Consider the following 13,671-nt stretch of genomic DNA (forward strand, 5'->3'; position numbering starts at 1 on the left):
CTCTCCTACCGGTATCCGGCTGTTTCGTCATAGGTCGAGAAATCGACCAGCGTGCCGAGCATTTGCAGATAGGCAACCAGCGCATCCATTTCGGTCACTGCTGCGGGATTGCCGTCGAAATCCGCCACCACTGCCTTGGGGTAGCGCTCCAGAAGGCCGGATGTATCGGCATCCGGATTGGCCTGTGCGTGAATGTCCGCATTGGCGTTGGCGACCATCTCTTCCGTGTAGGGAACGCCCACGCGTTGATTGGCCACGAGCTGCGTGGAGAAGTCTCCGATCTCGAGCGGCGTGTCCTTCAGGAAGCCATAGCGGGGCATCACCGATTCCGGCACCACGGAGCGCGGATCGGTCAGGTGATCGACGTGCCAGGTGTTGGAATAGCGGCCGCCGACGCGGGCGAGGTCGGGCCCCGTCCGCTTCGACCCCCACTGGAAGGGGTGATCGTACATCGATTCCGCCGCAAGGCTGTAATTGCCGTAGCGTTCGACCTCGTCCCTGAAGGGACGGATCATCTGGCTGTGGCAAAGATAGCAGCCCTCGCGGATGTAGATGTTGCGCCCCGCCAGTTCGAGCGGGCTGTAGGGGCGCATGCCCTCAACCTTTTCGATGGTGTTCTGAAGGTAGAACAGCGGGGCGATCTCCACGATGCCGCCGATGGTCACCACAGCAAAGGAGCACACCAGAAGCAGGGTCGCGTTCTTCTCAATGATCGCGTGTTTGTCGAGCAATGCCATTGGTAGCGCTCCTTAACCGGCATTTTGAATGGTGGGCGCGGGCTGCGTGACGCGGCCGCCGATGGGCTCTTCCTCACGCTCGTATCCCAGGATGGTCATGATGAGGTTGTAGGCCATCACCACGCCGCCGAGCAGGAACAGGGCGCCGCCGAGTGCGCGCAGCACGTAGTAGGGGTGCATTGCTGCAACCGTTTCGGCGAAGGAGTAGACCAGGAAGCCCTGATCGTCATACTCGCGCCACATCAGGCCCTGCTGGATGCCCGACACCCACATCACGGCCGCGTAAACCACGATGCCGAGCGTCGCCAGCCAGAAGTGCCAGGTCACCAGACGCAGCGAGTACAGGCGGTCGCGGTTCCACAGCTTCGGAACCAGATAGTAGACGGCGCCAAAGGTGATCATGCCAACCCAGCCCAGAGCACCCGAATGGACGTGACCGATGGTCCAGTCCGTGTAGTGCGAGAGCGAGTTGACGGCCTTCACCGACATCATCGGACCCTCGAAGGTCGACATTCCGTAGAAGGCGACGGCCAGAACCATCATGCGGATGATCGGATCCGTGCGCAGCTTGTCCCAGGCGCCCGAAAGCGTCATCAGGCCGTTGATCATGCCACCCCACGAAGGCATCCACAGCATGATCGAGAACACCATTCCGAGCGTCTGCGCCCAGTCGGGCAGGGCGGTGTAATGCAGATGGTGCGGACCGGCCCAGATATAGAGGAAGATCAGCGCCCAGAAGTGGATGATCGACAGGCGGTAGGAATAGACCGGGCGGTTGGCCTGCTTGGGGATGAAGTAATACATCATGCCGAGGAAGCCGGCGGTCAGGAAGAAGCCCACCGCATTATGGCCGTACCACCACTGGGTCAGCGCATCCTGGACGCCCGAGAACAGGGAATAGCTCTTGGAGCCGAGCGGCGAGACGGGAACCGCGAGGTTGTTCACCACATGCAGCATCGCGATGGTTACGATGAAGGAGAGGTAGAACCAGTTCGCCACATAGATATGCGGCTCCTTGCGCTTCAGGATCGTTCCGAGGAAGACGATGAGATAGGCAACCCAAACGATGGTCAGGAACAGGTCCACATACCATTCGGGTTCGGCATATTCGCGGCTCTGGGTGATGCCCAGGAGATAGCCGGTGGCCGCCATCACGATGAAGAGCTGGTAGCCCCAGAAGACGAACCACGAGAGATTGCCGCCGAACAGTCGCGCGCGCGACGTGCGCTGCACCACATAGAAGGAGGTGGCGATCAGTGCGTTGCCGCCGAAGGCGAAGATCACCGCGGAGGTGTGCAGCGGGCGCATGCGGCCGAAATTGAACCAAGGCTCAAGATTGAGATCGGGGTAGGCAAGCTGCAGCGCCACGGTGACGCCCACGAGAAAGCCGACAATTCCCCAGAACATGGTGGCGATGACGCCGTAGCGCACCGGACCGTCCATGTAACTCTCGGTATCGGTTTGAAGCGGTATGGATGCCGCCGTCGCCGGAGCGAAGCTCGTGTTGCGCATCAACACGATCGTTCCGACAAAAAGAACAAAGAACAGAACCCACATATGTGCCTGGAAGGCCGAGTCCTGCGCGAGGCCGGCTGCGGCTAGCGCAGCAAAGGCCGCAACGCCGACCAGTACGATCTCGGTGCCAAATCTCATTGCTATTTCCCCAATCCAGAAAAGCGAGCGGGAATCCGGTTCCCCCCGATTCTCGCATCCTTCCTTTCTCTTAGCCGATCGTCACGCGCCTTGATCTGCGTCAAAGCTTCCCGGTCCCGGATCGGAAAGAGAATGGTTTCAACAACCATATCGGGATGACAGCCATGCAGCGTGCAGGCGAACAGATGAACGGAACACGGCCCGCAGAACGGTTTTCGGAAGCGGTTCCGCGCTACACGAGCTATCCCACCGCTCCGCATTTTCATGCCGGAGTGACCGGCGAGGTGTTTTCACGCTGGCTGGGCGAAATGCGTCGCGGCGAGGAGATATCGCTTTATGTGCATATCCCCTTCTGCGACCGCCTTTGCTGGTTCTGCGCCTGCCATACGAAGATGACGCGCCGCTACGAGCCGGTAGCCGAATTCATCGAGGCGCTCCTGTGTGAGATCGCGACGGTCGGCCGCATGGTGGCAAGCAGGGGGCACGTGCGGGCGCTGCATTTCGGGGGCGGTTCGCCGACCATGCTCAAGCCCGAGGATGTGGTGCGGCTCGGTGTCGCGCTACGCACATCGTTCGAATTTATGGACGATGCGGAAATCAGTGTCGAACTCGACCCCAGCGACATGGACGAAGCGCGCTTCGACGCTTTCGCCGCGATCGGTATGACGCGGGCGAGCCTCGGTGTGCAGGATTTCGAACCTCGCGTTCAGCAGGCGATCAATCGCGAGCAGACCTTCGAGCAGACCAAGGCGGTGATCGACGGCGTTCGTTCCAGGGGTGTTCGTTCGGTCAATCTCGATCTCCTTTATGGGTTGCCGCACCAGACAGTCGATAGCGTGGCCCGCACGATCCGCGAGGCGCTTACCCTGTCTCCGGACCGTATTGCGCTTTTCGGTTATGCCCATGTGCCCTGGTTCAAGAAGCACCAGACGATGATCGATGAAGCGGCATTGCCAGGCCCGCGCGAACGTTATGCCCAGCAGCAGGAGGCCGCGCGCATAATATGTGAGGCGGGTTACGAACCCATCGGCCTCGATCATTTCGCCAAGCCTGGCGACGCCCTTGCACTTGCTGCCGATGAGGGCCGCCTCTACCGCAATTTCCAGGGCTACACGGAAGATGCCTGCAAGACCCTGATCGGTCTCGGACCGTCCTCGGTCTCGCGTCTGCCGCAAGGCTATGCACAGAACACCCCGGCAACCGCCAATTATGAACGCACGGTCAGGGACGGCGGAGTTGCGGTCGCGCGCGGAATTGCCTTCAGCGAGGAAGACCGTGCGCGGGGCTGGCTGATCGAGAGGCTGATGTGCGACTTCGCCTTCTCGCAGGAAGAGGTGGTTCGTCTGTTCGGCGATTATGGCCGGCTCCTGGTGGAAGAAGCGCGTGATTGTGCGCGAAACGATGCCGGGGCGGGTCTTGTCGAGACGGATGCAGGTTTCGTCGTGCGAGACGAGGCGCGACCGCTTGTCCGCTCCACGGCGGCGCGTTTCGATCAATATTTCAAGCGCGGCAGCGCACGGCATTCGGCGGCGGTGTGAACCGTTGCCGGGGCTTGTGCAATATCGGAGTTGATAAAAGCGGGCCAGAACAGTCAAAGCGTTGCGGCCTTCCCGGCGCGCAGCCGCAAGTCTTCAGGCGGCGGCCACCTGCCGGGCCGCTTTCTCGAAACGCCGTGCATTCGGGCAAAATGCTGGTGGGTGCAGGTGATGTTCGCCGGCGGTGGCCTGCAACCAGCTGCGGCACGATTGCGCATTGGCGCAAAGCGCACAGATGCGCATCGTCTCCGCCATCGCCTGTCCAAGGCAATCATCAGTGAGCTGCTGGATATCGACGTCGCAGCGATCGAGCATACGAACCAGCAAATGCGTATGGCTTTTGCCCGCATAGCTGTTGCCCATATGGCTATCGACCGTATCGCTGAGGTTGTTCACCGCAGACACTCCTGTTGAACCATGTCCCTTTAGCGATTTAAGGCAAGGTCTGCATTGCGCTGGATCAAATTACGGCAAGCTTCGCCGTTGGGAACAGTGACTTTCCTTGACATGTTTCGGAGGGACGGATTTCGCAGCCCCTTGCGATGGCCGGCGTGATGGAAATAATGCGTCACGATAAGCATTTCATCTGGAAGGGGCGATCTTGGGGCCAGGGCTTGATATTGCCGGATCGACTCGGAACAACTGTATCGCCGGCTACGCTGTCGCGCTGATTGGTTGCGCAGCGCTTTTGTCCGCGGGTTTCGGAACTGGATGGGCCTTCGGCGAAGCCTGGACGATGCTTGTCGGCGGTCTCACCACGCTCGGCGCCGCGGTGATTGGCGGGCGCTATCCGGGATTTCTGGCTGCCGCGCTTTCTGCAGGAGGTGTGGGCGTTGCGGCCTATCTCGGCTCCCTGTCGGTGGCTGCGCCGCTATTGGGTGGCTTCGCGGTATTCCTCCTCCTGCTTGCCCATGCAGGCGCCGTGTGCCGGGATACGGGAGAGGCGAGCCGTTTGATGCGCCAGCGCTACGAGGCGCGCGACGCCCATCTTCGCTCGATACTGGACACCGTGCCGGACGCCACCGTGGTGATCAACGACCATGGGGCTATGGTCTCCTTCAATCGGGCGGCGGTGCGGCAGTTCGGCTATGAGGAAGAGGAGGTTCTGGGCAAGAACGTCAATCTCCTGATGCCCGAACCTTATCGCGCCCAGCATGACGGCTATATGCAGCGCTATTTCCGCACGGGCGAAAAGCGCATTATCGGCATAGACCGCGTGGTCGTGGGACGCCGCAAGGACGGGTCGACCTTTCCGATGAAGCTCGCCGTCGGCGAAATGCAGAGCAACGGCCAGGCGTTTTTCACCGGATTCATTCGTGATCTGACCGAGCGCGCGGAAACGGAAGCGAAGCTGGAGGAGATTCAGTCCGAGCTGGCCCAGCTTGCCCGTGTGAACGAGCTTGGCGAGATGGCGTCAACGCTGGCCCATGAGCTGAACCAGCCGCTTTCGGCCATTTCCAATTATGTGCAGGGCTGCAACCGGCTGCTCAAGGATATGCCCGACAGCGTATCGGAGCGCATGCGCGATGCGCTTGAGGAAACCGCGCGCCAGTCGCTGCATGCCGGGCAGATCATCCGTCATCTGCGCGAATTCGTAACCCATGGTGAAACGGAAAAGCAGCCAGAGGATGTGCAGAAGCTGATCGAGGAGGCCGCAGCCCTCGCGCTGGTCGGTTCCCGCGAACTGGGGGTCCGCACCGTCTTCGAGTTCGCCCCGGCGCTTGGGCGCGTCATGGTGGACCGGGTGCAGATACAGCAGATCATGGTCAATCTGATGCGCAATGCGATGGAAGCGATGCGCAACAGCGGAAAACGCGAACTCAGGATATCGGTTCAGGCGGGCGAGGCCCGAACCATCGTGATCGAGGTATGCGATACGGGCATCGGCATCCCGGAGGAGATCGCCGAAAATCTCTTCAAGCCCTTCGTGACCTCGAAACGCGGCGGTATGGGCGTCGGCCTCTCCATTTCCAAGCGCATAGCAGAAGCCCATGGCGGTGCGCTGGAGATGGTGACCACGGGGAACACTGGCACCCGTTTCCGCTTCATCCTGCCTGCACTGGAAGAACAGGAACTGCAGAATGTCTGAAGACGTGGTGATCCACATCGTTGACGATGAGGAGCCGGTTCGAAAATCGCTGGCTTTTCTGTTGACCATGGCAGGGCATGTTGCCCGCATCCATGAATCCGCGACGGCCTTCCTGAAGGTCGCGCCCGGCCTGCACGATGCGTGTCTGATCACCGATCTGCGCATGCCCGACATGAGTGGAGTGGAGCTGCTGCTCAAGCTGCGCGATTCGGGCCATATGCTGCCCTCCATCGTCATCACTGGCCATGGCGATGTGCCGATGGCGGTCGAGGCAATGAAAGCCGGAGCCATCGATTTTATCGAGAAGCCTTTCGATGACGAGGTGTTGCTGGCCGCGGTGGACCGAGCCATAGCCGAGGCTGACAAGCGCCCGCGCGAAGGTGCGGATTCTGCTGATGTGCGCCAGCGCATCGAGCATCTTTCAGACCGTGAACGTCAGGTCATGAAGCGCATCGTGGCGGGTCTGCCCAACAAGGCGATTGCATTCGAACTGGATATTTCGCCGCGTACGGTCGAGGTGCACAGGGCAAATGTCATGATGAAGATGCAGGCAAGAAATCTGCCTGAGCTCGTGCGCATGGTTCTGGCCTGCGAAGCCGCACACGATTGATTTTCCGCTCTCCTTTGATCCAAAGCAAAGCATTGTGCGACGACATGTCCCAGAGTTTCCCTGCCGGGATGGCGATGTGCGCTTCCGGGGACTGGGAGAAGCCTTGCCGTGCCTTACATGATTGCGGTCGTTGCACCTGAATCGGCTTTCCGGCTTTCGCTTCGTTTCATGCTCGAATCGGAAGGCTACAGGGTGAGATTGCTGGACGGCCTGGATGAGCTGTCGCGTCTTGCCGGCGGTAACCAGGGTGTTATGGTGGATTGCATCGTGGTGGATCATGAGATCCTTGAAGAACGGCATATCCCGGTCGCCGAAATCCTGGAAAAGGGCTGCCCGGTCATTCTTTTGGCAAACGCGCCGGATGTGGTGCCGCAGCATGCCTGGTTGCGGATTGTCGAAAAGCCGCTTCTGGGCGGAGCGGTGGTGAGGGCGGTCCAAGAACTGCTTCATGATGAGCGCCGCGCCCACGCTACGTAGTTTCCCGTAGGGACAAAACCGAATTTCGCAAGCGCGCCGAAAGAGGCAATCTTCCTGCATAGGCAAGAGTCATTCAGCCAGTGCAATCGGGAGACAACAGATGCTTGCTCAGGCCGCAACAGCTTCGCATTTCCCCGGCAACACCCTGACCGGACATTCCTTTGCCGGTCGCGACAGACTTGGCGATCTCGGTCGCATGCCTGCCTCCTTCGCACCGGAACAGCCGCATCAGGTGGCCTTTTACGAGGCCAACCAGGAAATCTATGCGCAGGGCGAGGAAGCCAAGGCCCTTTATCAGGTGGAATATGGCGTCGTGCGCCTTTATCGCCTCCTGGCCGATGGCCGCCGCCAGATCAGCGCCTTCCATGTTGCGGGCGAGGTTTTCGGGTTCGAGGCCGATGGGCGGCATCATTTCTTTGCCGAGGCCGTTTGCGGTGCCGGCATTCGCGTTTTCCGTCAGCCGGCGGGCGAGGGCACCTGGCGGCAGACCCTGAGTGCTGCGCTTGAGGCGCTGGTGCGTGCGCAGGAACACCTTCTGGTGATTGGCCGTCAGAATGCTGCCGAGCGCGTTGCAGCCTTCCTGCTCGATATGCGCAAACGCCAGGGCGGCGAACGCCAGATCGAATTGCCCATGTCGCGCACCGATATCGGCGATTATCTGGGCCTGACCATCGAAACCGTTTCGCGCATGCTGTCCAAGCTGAAGTCGAGCGGGATCATCCGCCTGACCAATGCGCGCGTGGTCGAGGTGCTGGACGAAGCGGCGCTGGAGGCTCTCTGCGAATAAACGGAATCCGCCTGGCGGGCCTGCCCCGGAAACCGGGGCAGGTTGGGGCAATGGCGGATCAAGGCTCCGGCCTCGGGCCGGAGCCTTGTTGCTTGTTATGCTTTCGGAAAACCGATTCCGGTTTTCAGGCTGATGCGCTAGGTTCCCAGCGTGCTGACCGTGGATGGAGCCTCCGATGACCCTGCCGCCCCTTGCCGACATGATCGATCAGGCCCACGGACGGATACCGGCAGATGTGGTCCTGCGGGGTGGCCGTGTTCTCGATCTTGTCACCGGCGAGTTCCTCGAAGGCGATGTGGCGATCTGCGGAAGCATGATCGTGGGCACCTGCGAAGCCTATGAAGGGCGTGAGGTAATCGACGTATCGGGACGAATTCTCGTTCCGGGGTTCATCGACACCCACCTTCATATCGAGAGTTCTCTTGTGACGCCGTTCGAGTTCGAGCGCTGTGTCGCACCACGCGGCATCACCACGGCGATTTGCGATCCTCACGAAATTGCCAATGTCGCGGGCATCGAGGGCATTCGCTATTTTCTCGAAGCCAGCGCGCGCATGCTGATGGATTTGCGCGTGCAATTGTCTTCCTGCGTGCCGTCGACCGAGATGGAAACTGCAGGTGCGCGGCTTGAGGCCGAAGATCTTCTTCCCTTCCGCGATCATCCGGCCGTCATAGGTCTTGCGGAATTCATGAACTACCCCGGTGTGATCCACAAGGATGCGGGCGCGATGGCGAAGCTTGAGGCGTGGCGCAGCCGGCATATAGACGGTCATGCACCGCTGGTGTCAGGGCTCGACCTGAATGCTTATCTTTCCGCCGGCATCCGCACGGAGCACGAGGCGACGAGCGCGCGCGAGGCCTTGGAAAAACTGCGCAAGGGCATGCGCATTCTGATCCGCGAGGGGTCTGTTTCCAAGGACCTGGAAGCGCTGCATTCGCTGATCACCGAGCGTAACTCGCCCTATATCGCCTTCTGCACGGACGATCGCAATCCTCTTGATATCGCTGAACATGGACATTTGGATCATATGATCCGGACAGCGATTGGCCGCGGGGCCGAGCCCCTGGCGGTTTATCGCGCGGCGAGCCTTTCGGCGGCGGAAGCATTCGGTTTGAAGGATCGCGGACAGATCGCTCCGGGCAGGCGGGCCGACATCGTCGTTTTGGACGATCTGGCGGATTGCAGGGCGCAGATGGTTTTCTGTGGCGGGATGCGCCTGACGGAGGAGGCATTCGCACGGCGCGAGACAGTGCCACCGGTTGCGCGTGGCTCCGTAAAGCCGCCGAAAATAGACGCCGGGTCGTTTCGCACCGGTGGCAACCGGGTTGAGACGCCCGTCATCGGCATTCTCCCCGGCAAGATCATCACGCAACATCTGAGCGCGGACATTCCGCCCGTGGACGGAGACAAGCGGCCGGACGCAAGCCGTGATCTCGTAAAGATCGCCGTCATCGAAAGACACGGCAAGAATGGCAATGTCGCGACTGGCTTCGTCAAGGGTTTCGGTCTGAAGGACGGGGCTATTGCCTCGACGGTCTGTCACGATCACCATAATATCGCGGTGGTCGGCATGGATTATGGCGATATGGCGCTGGCGGCAAACCGCCTCAAGGAACTGGAAGGCGGCTTTGTGGTGGTGCGCGGCGGTGAGGTTCTGGCCGAACTGGCCTTGCCCGTAGCCGGTTTGATGAGCCTGGAACCCTTTGAAGCGGTCAAAACGTCGCTGGAGAAGCTTCGGGCCGCCGCGAGAACGCTCGGTGTGACGCTGGAAGAGCCTTTCCTGCAACTCGCTTTTCTGGCGCTGCCCGTGATCCCGCATCTCAAGATCACCGACCGCGGCATGGTGGATGTGGACCGTTTCGAACTGATCTCCTGAAAAGGATCAGGTCGTCACGCCGAGTTCGGCAAGGCGTTCCACGCAGGATTCTTCCGCGCGGGCGAGTTCTTCGAGGGTATCTTCCAGATCTCGGCGCTTTTGCCGCAAATCCTGTTGCTTCTCTGCGATGCGCGCCAGCATCAGCTTGAGCTGTCCCACCTCGCCGGGCGGCGCCTTGTAGACCTGAATGATTTCGCGGATCTCTGCGACCGAAAATCCCAGTCTGCGTCCGCGCAGAATCTGGCGTACCAGATGCCGGTCGGATGGCCGGTAGAGGCGGGTCCGCCCACGCCGTACGGGGTTGACCAGCCCTTCATCTTCATAAAAGCGCAGGGTTCTGGTCGAAACGCCGAATTCGCGGGTGAGCTCGGTTATGGAGTAGTAGTCTCGCATGCCTTTGCGCCCCTGATCTCCGCCAAGGCGGTTAGCCCTGCGGCCGCTGTTTCCCCGTTCGCCCGCCAGCAGGCAACATATGTCTTTAAAGACAGGTTCATGTCGGGAAAACGTTGGTTATCTGCATCTATTTGTTTTTCCACACGATGAAAGCCGGAAATGGGGCAACATTCCGCAATGGACCGACGATTGCGACCGAACCGGAACCTCCCGCTCATTTTCCACCGGTATGCAATGTGGGCATAAACCCCATGCAGGGTGGATCGAAGCAGCATGTCCCGGAACAGACTAACGCCTGCCCATGGGATGAACTTGCATTCAGGTTACGTAAAAGTCAATTTTCGATAGCCTGCTATGCAGTTTCACTGGCGATCTTTGCACTGCCTGCTGTGTTTCACGGCAAGGTCGAGAGTGCCTGTGAAGCAGTGCTTGCCACTTAAAAGATGTTTAAGCTGTCGAAGAATGCAGCCTCAACAAGCTATCGGGATTACTGCACAGGAGGCAGGCGCAGAAGCTCCTGCGCGGTCGCCTCGTCGGTGATCAGCACCTTGGCGTTGGTCGCAAGGATGCCGGCGCGGATGGCCGAAGCCTTGCGTACCCCGCCGGATGAAATGATCACCTTGGGCACCTTGCGAATGTCGGTGGGGTCTATGGACATGGCGCGGCGGTTGATCGGATGCTTGATGACATTGCCATCATTATCGACGAAATGCGCCAGAACGTCGCCGACCGCACCTGCTTCCCTGAGGCTTTGAGCATCTTCCGCGGTCAGAAGGTTCCTGCGGAAAATCGAGGCATGCTTGCTGATGTCGCTGACGCTGATGAGCGCCAGATCGACGTTGCGGGCGCGCTCATAAAGGTCTTTCAGGTCGTCGAGTTTCCACAATTCCGAAGCGAGCTTCTCGCTCGGCAGGAAAATCGGCGCGGTGATCTGATAGAGTTCCGTCTTGTAGAATTCGGCAAGACGCCAGGCGACGGCCGAAGGATTGTGCGCCGCTGCGTGTGTCAGCCCGCCGAGCAGCGAAACCACGGTCATGTTGTCGATTTCGCGCCAGGTAAGTGAGTTCATGCATGCCTGAAGCGTGGCGCCCCATCCGATGCCGATGGACAGGCCTTCCTCCAGCCGTTCGGAAAGATACCGTCCTGTGGCGTGGCCGATCACGGAGCTGACGCTGGCCTCTGTCTGCTCGGATGCGGGCACCACCACGCATTCGAACAGCCCCAGATGCTTCTCAAGCGAGCGCTGCAGCTTCAGGAGGGGCTCGGCCTGCGAATTGATCGTGATCTGAACCGTGCCATCCTCGCGCGTCGCCGCCAGCAGACGGTAGGTCTTGATTCTGCTGATGCCGAGATGCTGGGCGACCTGCTCCTGCGTCAACCCTTCGACGAAATAGTGCCAGGCCGCGCGTAGCTTCAGTTCCTCCTGGTCGGACTGGAACTTGGTCTTCTTGTTCCTCGTGGCCGCCCTTGCCATGCAAAAATCCTTCGCTTTCGAGCCATCCCGGCAGTCGCCGGTTCATCTATAACCAGCGCCTCCTTATATTCCTAGCGTGATTGAGCTTTCCAATCCCGTAAGGATACAGGGTAACAATCAAAAATGAACATTTGCTCTAGAAATATACAAACCATACAAATATGATCGCCCCCGACGATGCGGTCAACCTTTCAGGGGAAAGGCCGCTCGAAAATTCTGTGAACGCGATCACAAAGGTAGATTGAATGCGCATACTGCTCTCCAACGACGATGGGGTGGAGGCATCCGGCCTTGCGCTTCTCGAAGCGGCCGCACGCAAGCTCAGCGATGATGTCTGGGTCATCGCTCCGGATGGAAACAGAAGCGGCTTCGGCCACGGGATAAGCCTGCGCAAGGGCTTCACGGTCTCGCGGATCGGGCCGTCCCGCTACGTCTGCTCCGGCACGCCTGCCGATTGCGTCATCGCGGGGATGAACTGGGTCTTTCGGGACGATCGTAGGCCTGACCTGGTGCTTTCAGGCATCAATGAGGGACGCAACGTGGCCGAGGATGTCTCCTATTCCGGCACAATGGCCGTCGCGCGGGAAGCCTCGCTCAATGGAATTCCCGCGGTCTCCTTCTCGATGCCGCGCGATGCGCAGCCCATGTCCGCGTCGGGCATCGGCTGGCTTGCCGAGCGCATAGCCGGTTTCTGGGAGGCTCGGTCTGATTGGGCTTCCGATGGTCATTGGCTGAACGTGAATCTTCCGCACGCATTGCCCGCGCCGCTGCAGGCTGCCCGGATCGGCCGTGACAAGGTGGCGACGCGTGTTCGCATTCATGAGGAAGATGCAGTTCGCGCCCATATCGAGCCGCTCGCAGACCGCAATTATCATGCGCTGCCTGGCGACGAAAATCACTTGATTGCGGCGGGAATTGCCTCGGTTACGCGGCTCAACTGGCATGGAAATGCGGTGGTGCCGGTGGGCGTCCTTCATGAAGAAGGCGCTGGAGCCAAAGGCGTCGCGTAAGCCGCGCCTTTGGCAAAGAAAGTATAGGGGGAGGCGGCCAAATGGCCGCCTTTTTCAGATCAGGGGGTAAACTTCCTTGATCACGTCTTCCAGATGGGTGTTGGCAAAACCATCGACATGATGGACCCTGGAGGACACCGTGCCGTCGTCGTTCAGCATATGCTCCATATAGCCGACCCGTCGCGATCCTCCCATTTCGGGCACCAGTTCCTCGGTCGTGGTGAAGGCGATGGAGGAGCACCATTCGAGAGCGACGCCGTTGCGCTTGCGTGAGCGTTGCTGGTGCAGGTGTCCGCTCGCAATAAGGCGTAGCTGGGGATGGTCCATCAGCGCGGCGAGGCGCGGCCAGCCCGTCGGATCCACAGTCCAGTAAGTGAGTTCCGTATCGTCGGGCGCGTCGATGTAAAGAGGCTGGTGCGAGAATACGGCGAGATGGCGTTCGCCAAGCGTGGCAAGTTGGCTGTCGATCCAGTCATATTGCTCCTGCTCTTCCGGGAGGCCGGATCCGATCAGCATGGAATTGATGCCGATGATCCGCCATCCATCGCGATCGAAGGCGAAGCGGTCGCTTTCGTAGAAGGTTTTGAATCGATTGAGCCGTTCGGCATTGATGCCGCTGCCGCCTGCCTCCGCCGGCTTGGAGAGCCGGGGGTTGTCGCCGATATCGTGATTGCCGGGAATGTAGCGGATTTCCTTGCCTATCCCTTCAAGAAGCGCGCGGCACAGAATGTAGTCCTCCTCATAACGGATGCCGTCGAGGGTAATGTCGCCCGTATGAATGACGCAGTCATGCGGGGCTGCTCGCAGCATCTGCGAGAGCATGTCGTTGTTCGCGCGGAAATGCTGCGTGCGCGGCGACAAATGCGTGTCGGAGATGTGGAGGATGCTGAAACTCATGAATGTCTCCCGATGGGTATATGTCGTTTGAACGCATATTAGCGCATTTCAATTTTTGTACAAATGCATTGACGAAGATAAAATAGTTCAATAATGAATATGCAGAGGCATACGGCTGGCGTGCGTTGCGAAG

13 protein-coding genes are annotated in these 13,671 nt (G+C 59.8%); 7 read left to right on the plus strand and 6 right to left on the minus strand.

Going from position 1 to position 13,671, the window contains the following annotated elements; genetic code table 11:
- Positions 1-5 precede the first annotated feature (5 nt).
- Both ccoO and ccoN read right to left on the minus strand, forming a co-directional pair.
- Positions 6-737, minus strand: a complete 732-nt coding sequence (gene ccoO, locus NA8A_RS17260) for a cytochrome-c oxidase, cbb3-type subunit II (RefSeq protein WP_009451651.1) — start codon at positions 735-737, stop codon at positions 6-8.
- Between the two features lie 12 nt (positions 738-749).
- Positions 750-2,390, minus strand: coding sequence for a cytochrome-c oxidase, cbb3-type subunit I (gene ccoN / locus NA8A_RS17265; RefSeq protein ID WP_009451652.1), 1,641 nt, complete (start codon positions 2,388-2,390; stop codon positions 750-752).
- A gap of 164 nt (positions 2,391-2,554) precedes the next feature.
- Between ccoN and hemN the strand changes: the two genes are divergently transcribed.
- Positions 2,555-3,928 carry an oxygen-independent coproporphyrinogen III oxidase gene (gene hemN / locus NA8A_RS17270; RefSeq protein ID WP_009451653.1) on the plus strand — a complete coding sequence of 458 codons (1,374 nt, stop codon included), beginning with the start codon at positions 2,555-2,557 and terminating at the stop codon, positions 3,926-3,928.
- 93 nt (positions 3,929-4,021) lie between these two features.
- On the opposite strand, the gene NA8A_RS17275 is transcribed toward hemN, so the two are convergent.
- Positions 4,022-4,321: a DUF6455 family protein gene (locus tag NA8A_RS17275; RefSeq protein ID WP_009451654.1), complete on the minus strand. Its 300-nt coding sequence runs from the start codon at positions 4,319-4,321 to the stop codon at positions 4,022-4,024.
- Positions 4,322-4,661: 340 nt separating this feature from the next.
- On the opposite strand from NA8A_RS17275, the gene NA8A_RS17280 reads away from it, so the two are divergent.
- The 5 genes from NA8A_RS17280 (at position 4,662) to ade (ending at position 9,764) form a co-directional block, all read left to right on the plus strand.
- The gene (locus NA8A_RS17280) at positions 4,662-6,014 is read left to right on the plus strand and encodes a PAS domain-containing sensor histidine kinase (RefSeq protein ID WP_143088061.1); all 1,353 of its coding nucleotides are present in this window, start codon (positions 4,662-4,664) and stop codon (positions 6,012-6,014) included.
- A complete protein-coding gene (gene fixJ, locus NA8A_RS17285) occupies positions 6,007-6,624 on the plus strand; it encodes a response regulator FixJ (protein ID WP_009451656.1) in 618 nt (205 codons plus the stop codon). Before NA8A_RS17280 ends, fixJ begins: the two co-directional genes overlap by 8 nt.
- A gap of 117 nt (positions 6,625-6,741) precedes the next feature.
- Positions 6,742-7,101, plus strand: coding sequence for a response regulator transcription factor (locus NA8A_RS17290; protein ID WP_009451657.1), 360 nt, complete (start codon positions 6,742-6,744; stop codon positions 7,099-7,101).
- Between the two features lie 100 nt (positions 7,102-7,201).
- Complete coding sequence (locus NA8A_RS17295; protein ID WP_009451658.1) at positions 7,202-7,888, plus strand: helix-turn-helix domain-containing protein; 687 nt, start codon at positions 7,202-7,204, stop codon at positions 7,886-7,888.
- Between the two features lie 175 nt (positions 7,889-8,063).
- Positions 8,064-9,764 carry an adenine deaminase gene (gene ade, locus NA8A_RS17300; RefSeq protein ID WP_009451659.1) on the plus strand — a complete coding sequence of 567 codons (1,701 nt, stop codon included), beginning with the start codon at positions 8,064-8,066 and terminating at the stop codon, positions 9,762-9,764.
- 6 nt (positions 9,765-9,770) lie between these two features.
- On the opposite strand, the gene NA8A_RS17305 is transcribed toward ade, so the two are convergent.
- Both NA8A_RS17305 and NA8A_RS17310 read right to left on the minus strand, forming a co-directional pair.
- Complete coding sequence (locus tag NA8A_RS17305) at positions 9,771-10,157, minus strand: MerR family transcriptional regulator (RefSeq protein ID WP_009451660.1); 387 nt, start codon at positions 10,155-10,157, stop codon at positions 9,771-9,773.
- Between the two features lie 487 nt (positions 10,158-10,644).
- Positions 10,645-11,631: a sugar-binding transcriptional regulator gene (locus NA8A_RS17310; RefSeq protein WP_009451661.1), complete on the minus strand. Its 987-nt coding sequence runs from the start codon at positions 11,629-11,631 to the stop codon at positions 10,645-10,647.
- Positions 11,632-11,876: 245 nt separating this feature from the next.
- Between NA8A_RS17310 and surE the strand changes: the two genes are divergently transcribed.
- The gene (surE, locus tag NA8A_RS17315) at positions 11,877-12,641 is read left to right on the plus strand and encodes a 5'/3'-nucleotidase SurE (protein WP_009451662.1); all 765 of its coding nucleotides are present in this window, start codon (positions 11,877-11,879) and stop codon (positions 12,639-12,641) included.
- Positions 12,642-12,695: 54 nt separating this feature from the next.
- Here the strand turns inward: surE and NA8A_RS17320 are convergent, their stop codons facing one another.
- Positions 12,696-13,538 carry a metallophosphoesterase family protein gene (locus NA8A_RS17320; RefSeq protein ID WP_009451663.1) on the minus strand — a complete coding sequence of 281 codons (843 nt, stop codon included), beginning with the start codon at positions 13,536-13,538 and terminating at the stop codon, positions 12,696-12,698.
- Positions 13,539-13,671: the final 133 nt, after the last annotated feature.

Origin of the sequence: Nitratireductor indicus C115 (genome assembly GCF_000300515.1) — a bacterium.
GTDB lineage: Bacteria > Pseudomonadota > Alphaproteobacteria > Rhizobiales > Rhizobiaceae > Nitratireductor > Nitratireductor indicus.

Coding starts and splice junctions, on each gene's coding strand:
- ccoO (WP_009451651.1), bottom strand. CDS start 737: ATGGCATTGCTCGACAAACACGCGATCATTGAGAAGAACGCGACCCTG.
- ccoN (WP_009451652.1), bottom strand. CDS start 2,390: ATGAGATTTGGCACCGAGATCGTACTGGTCGGCGTTGCGGCCTTTGCT.
- hemN (WP_009451653.1), top strand. CDS start 2,555: ATGCAGCGTGCAGGCGAACAGATGAACGGAACACGGCCCGCAGAACGG.
- NA8A_RS17280 (WP_143088061.1), top strand. CDS start 4,662: ATGCTTGTCGGCGGTCTCACCACGCTCGGCGCCGCGGTGATTGGCGGG.
- fixJ (WP_009451656.1), top strand. CDS start 6,007: ATGTCTGAAGACGTGGTGATCCACATCGTTGACGATGAGGAGCCGGTT.
- NA8A_RS17290 (WP_009451657.1), top strand. CDS start 6,742: ATGATTGCGGTCGTTGCACCTGAATCGGCTTTCCGGCTTTCGCTTCGT.
- NA8A_RS17295 (WP_009451658.1), top strand. CDS start 7,202: ATGCTTGCTCAGGCCGCAACAGCTTCGCATTTCCCCGGCAACACCCTG.
- ade (WP_009451659.1), top strand. CDS start 8,064: ATGACCCTGCCGCCCCTTGCCGACATGATCGATCAGGCCCACGGACGG.
- NA8A_RS17305 (WP_009451660.1), bottom strand. CDS start 10,157: ATGCGAGACTACTACTCCATAACCGAGCTCACCCGCGAATTCGGCGTT.
- NA8A_RS17310 (WP_009451661.1), bottom strand. CDS start 11,631: ATGGCAAGGGCGGCCACGAGGAACAAGAAGACCAAGTTCCAGTCCGAC.
- surE (WP_009451662.1), top strand. CDS start 11,877: ATGCGCATACTGCTCTCCAACGACGATGGGGTGGAGGCATCCGGCCTT.
- NA8A_RS17320 (WP_009451663.1), bottom strand. CDS start 13,538: ATGAGTTTCAGCATCCTCCACATCTCCGACACGCATTTGTCGCCGCGC.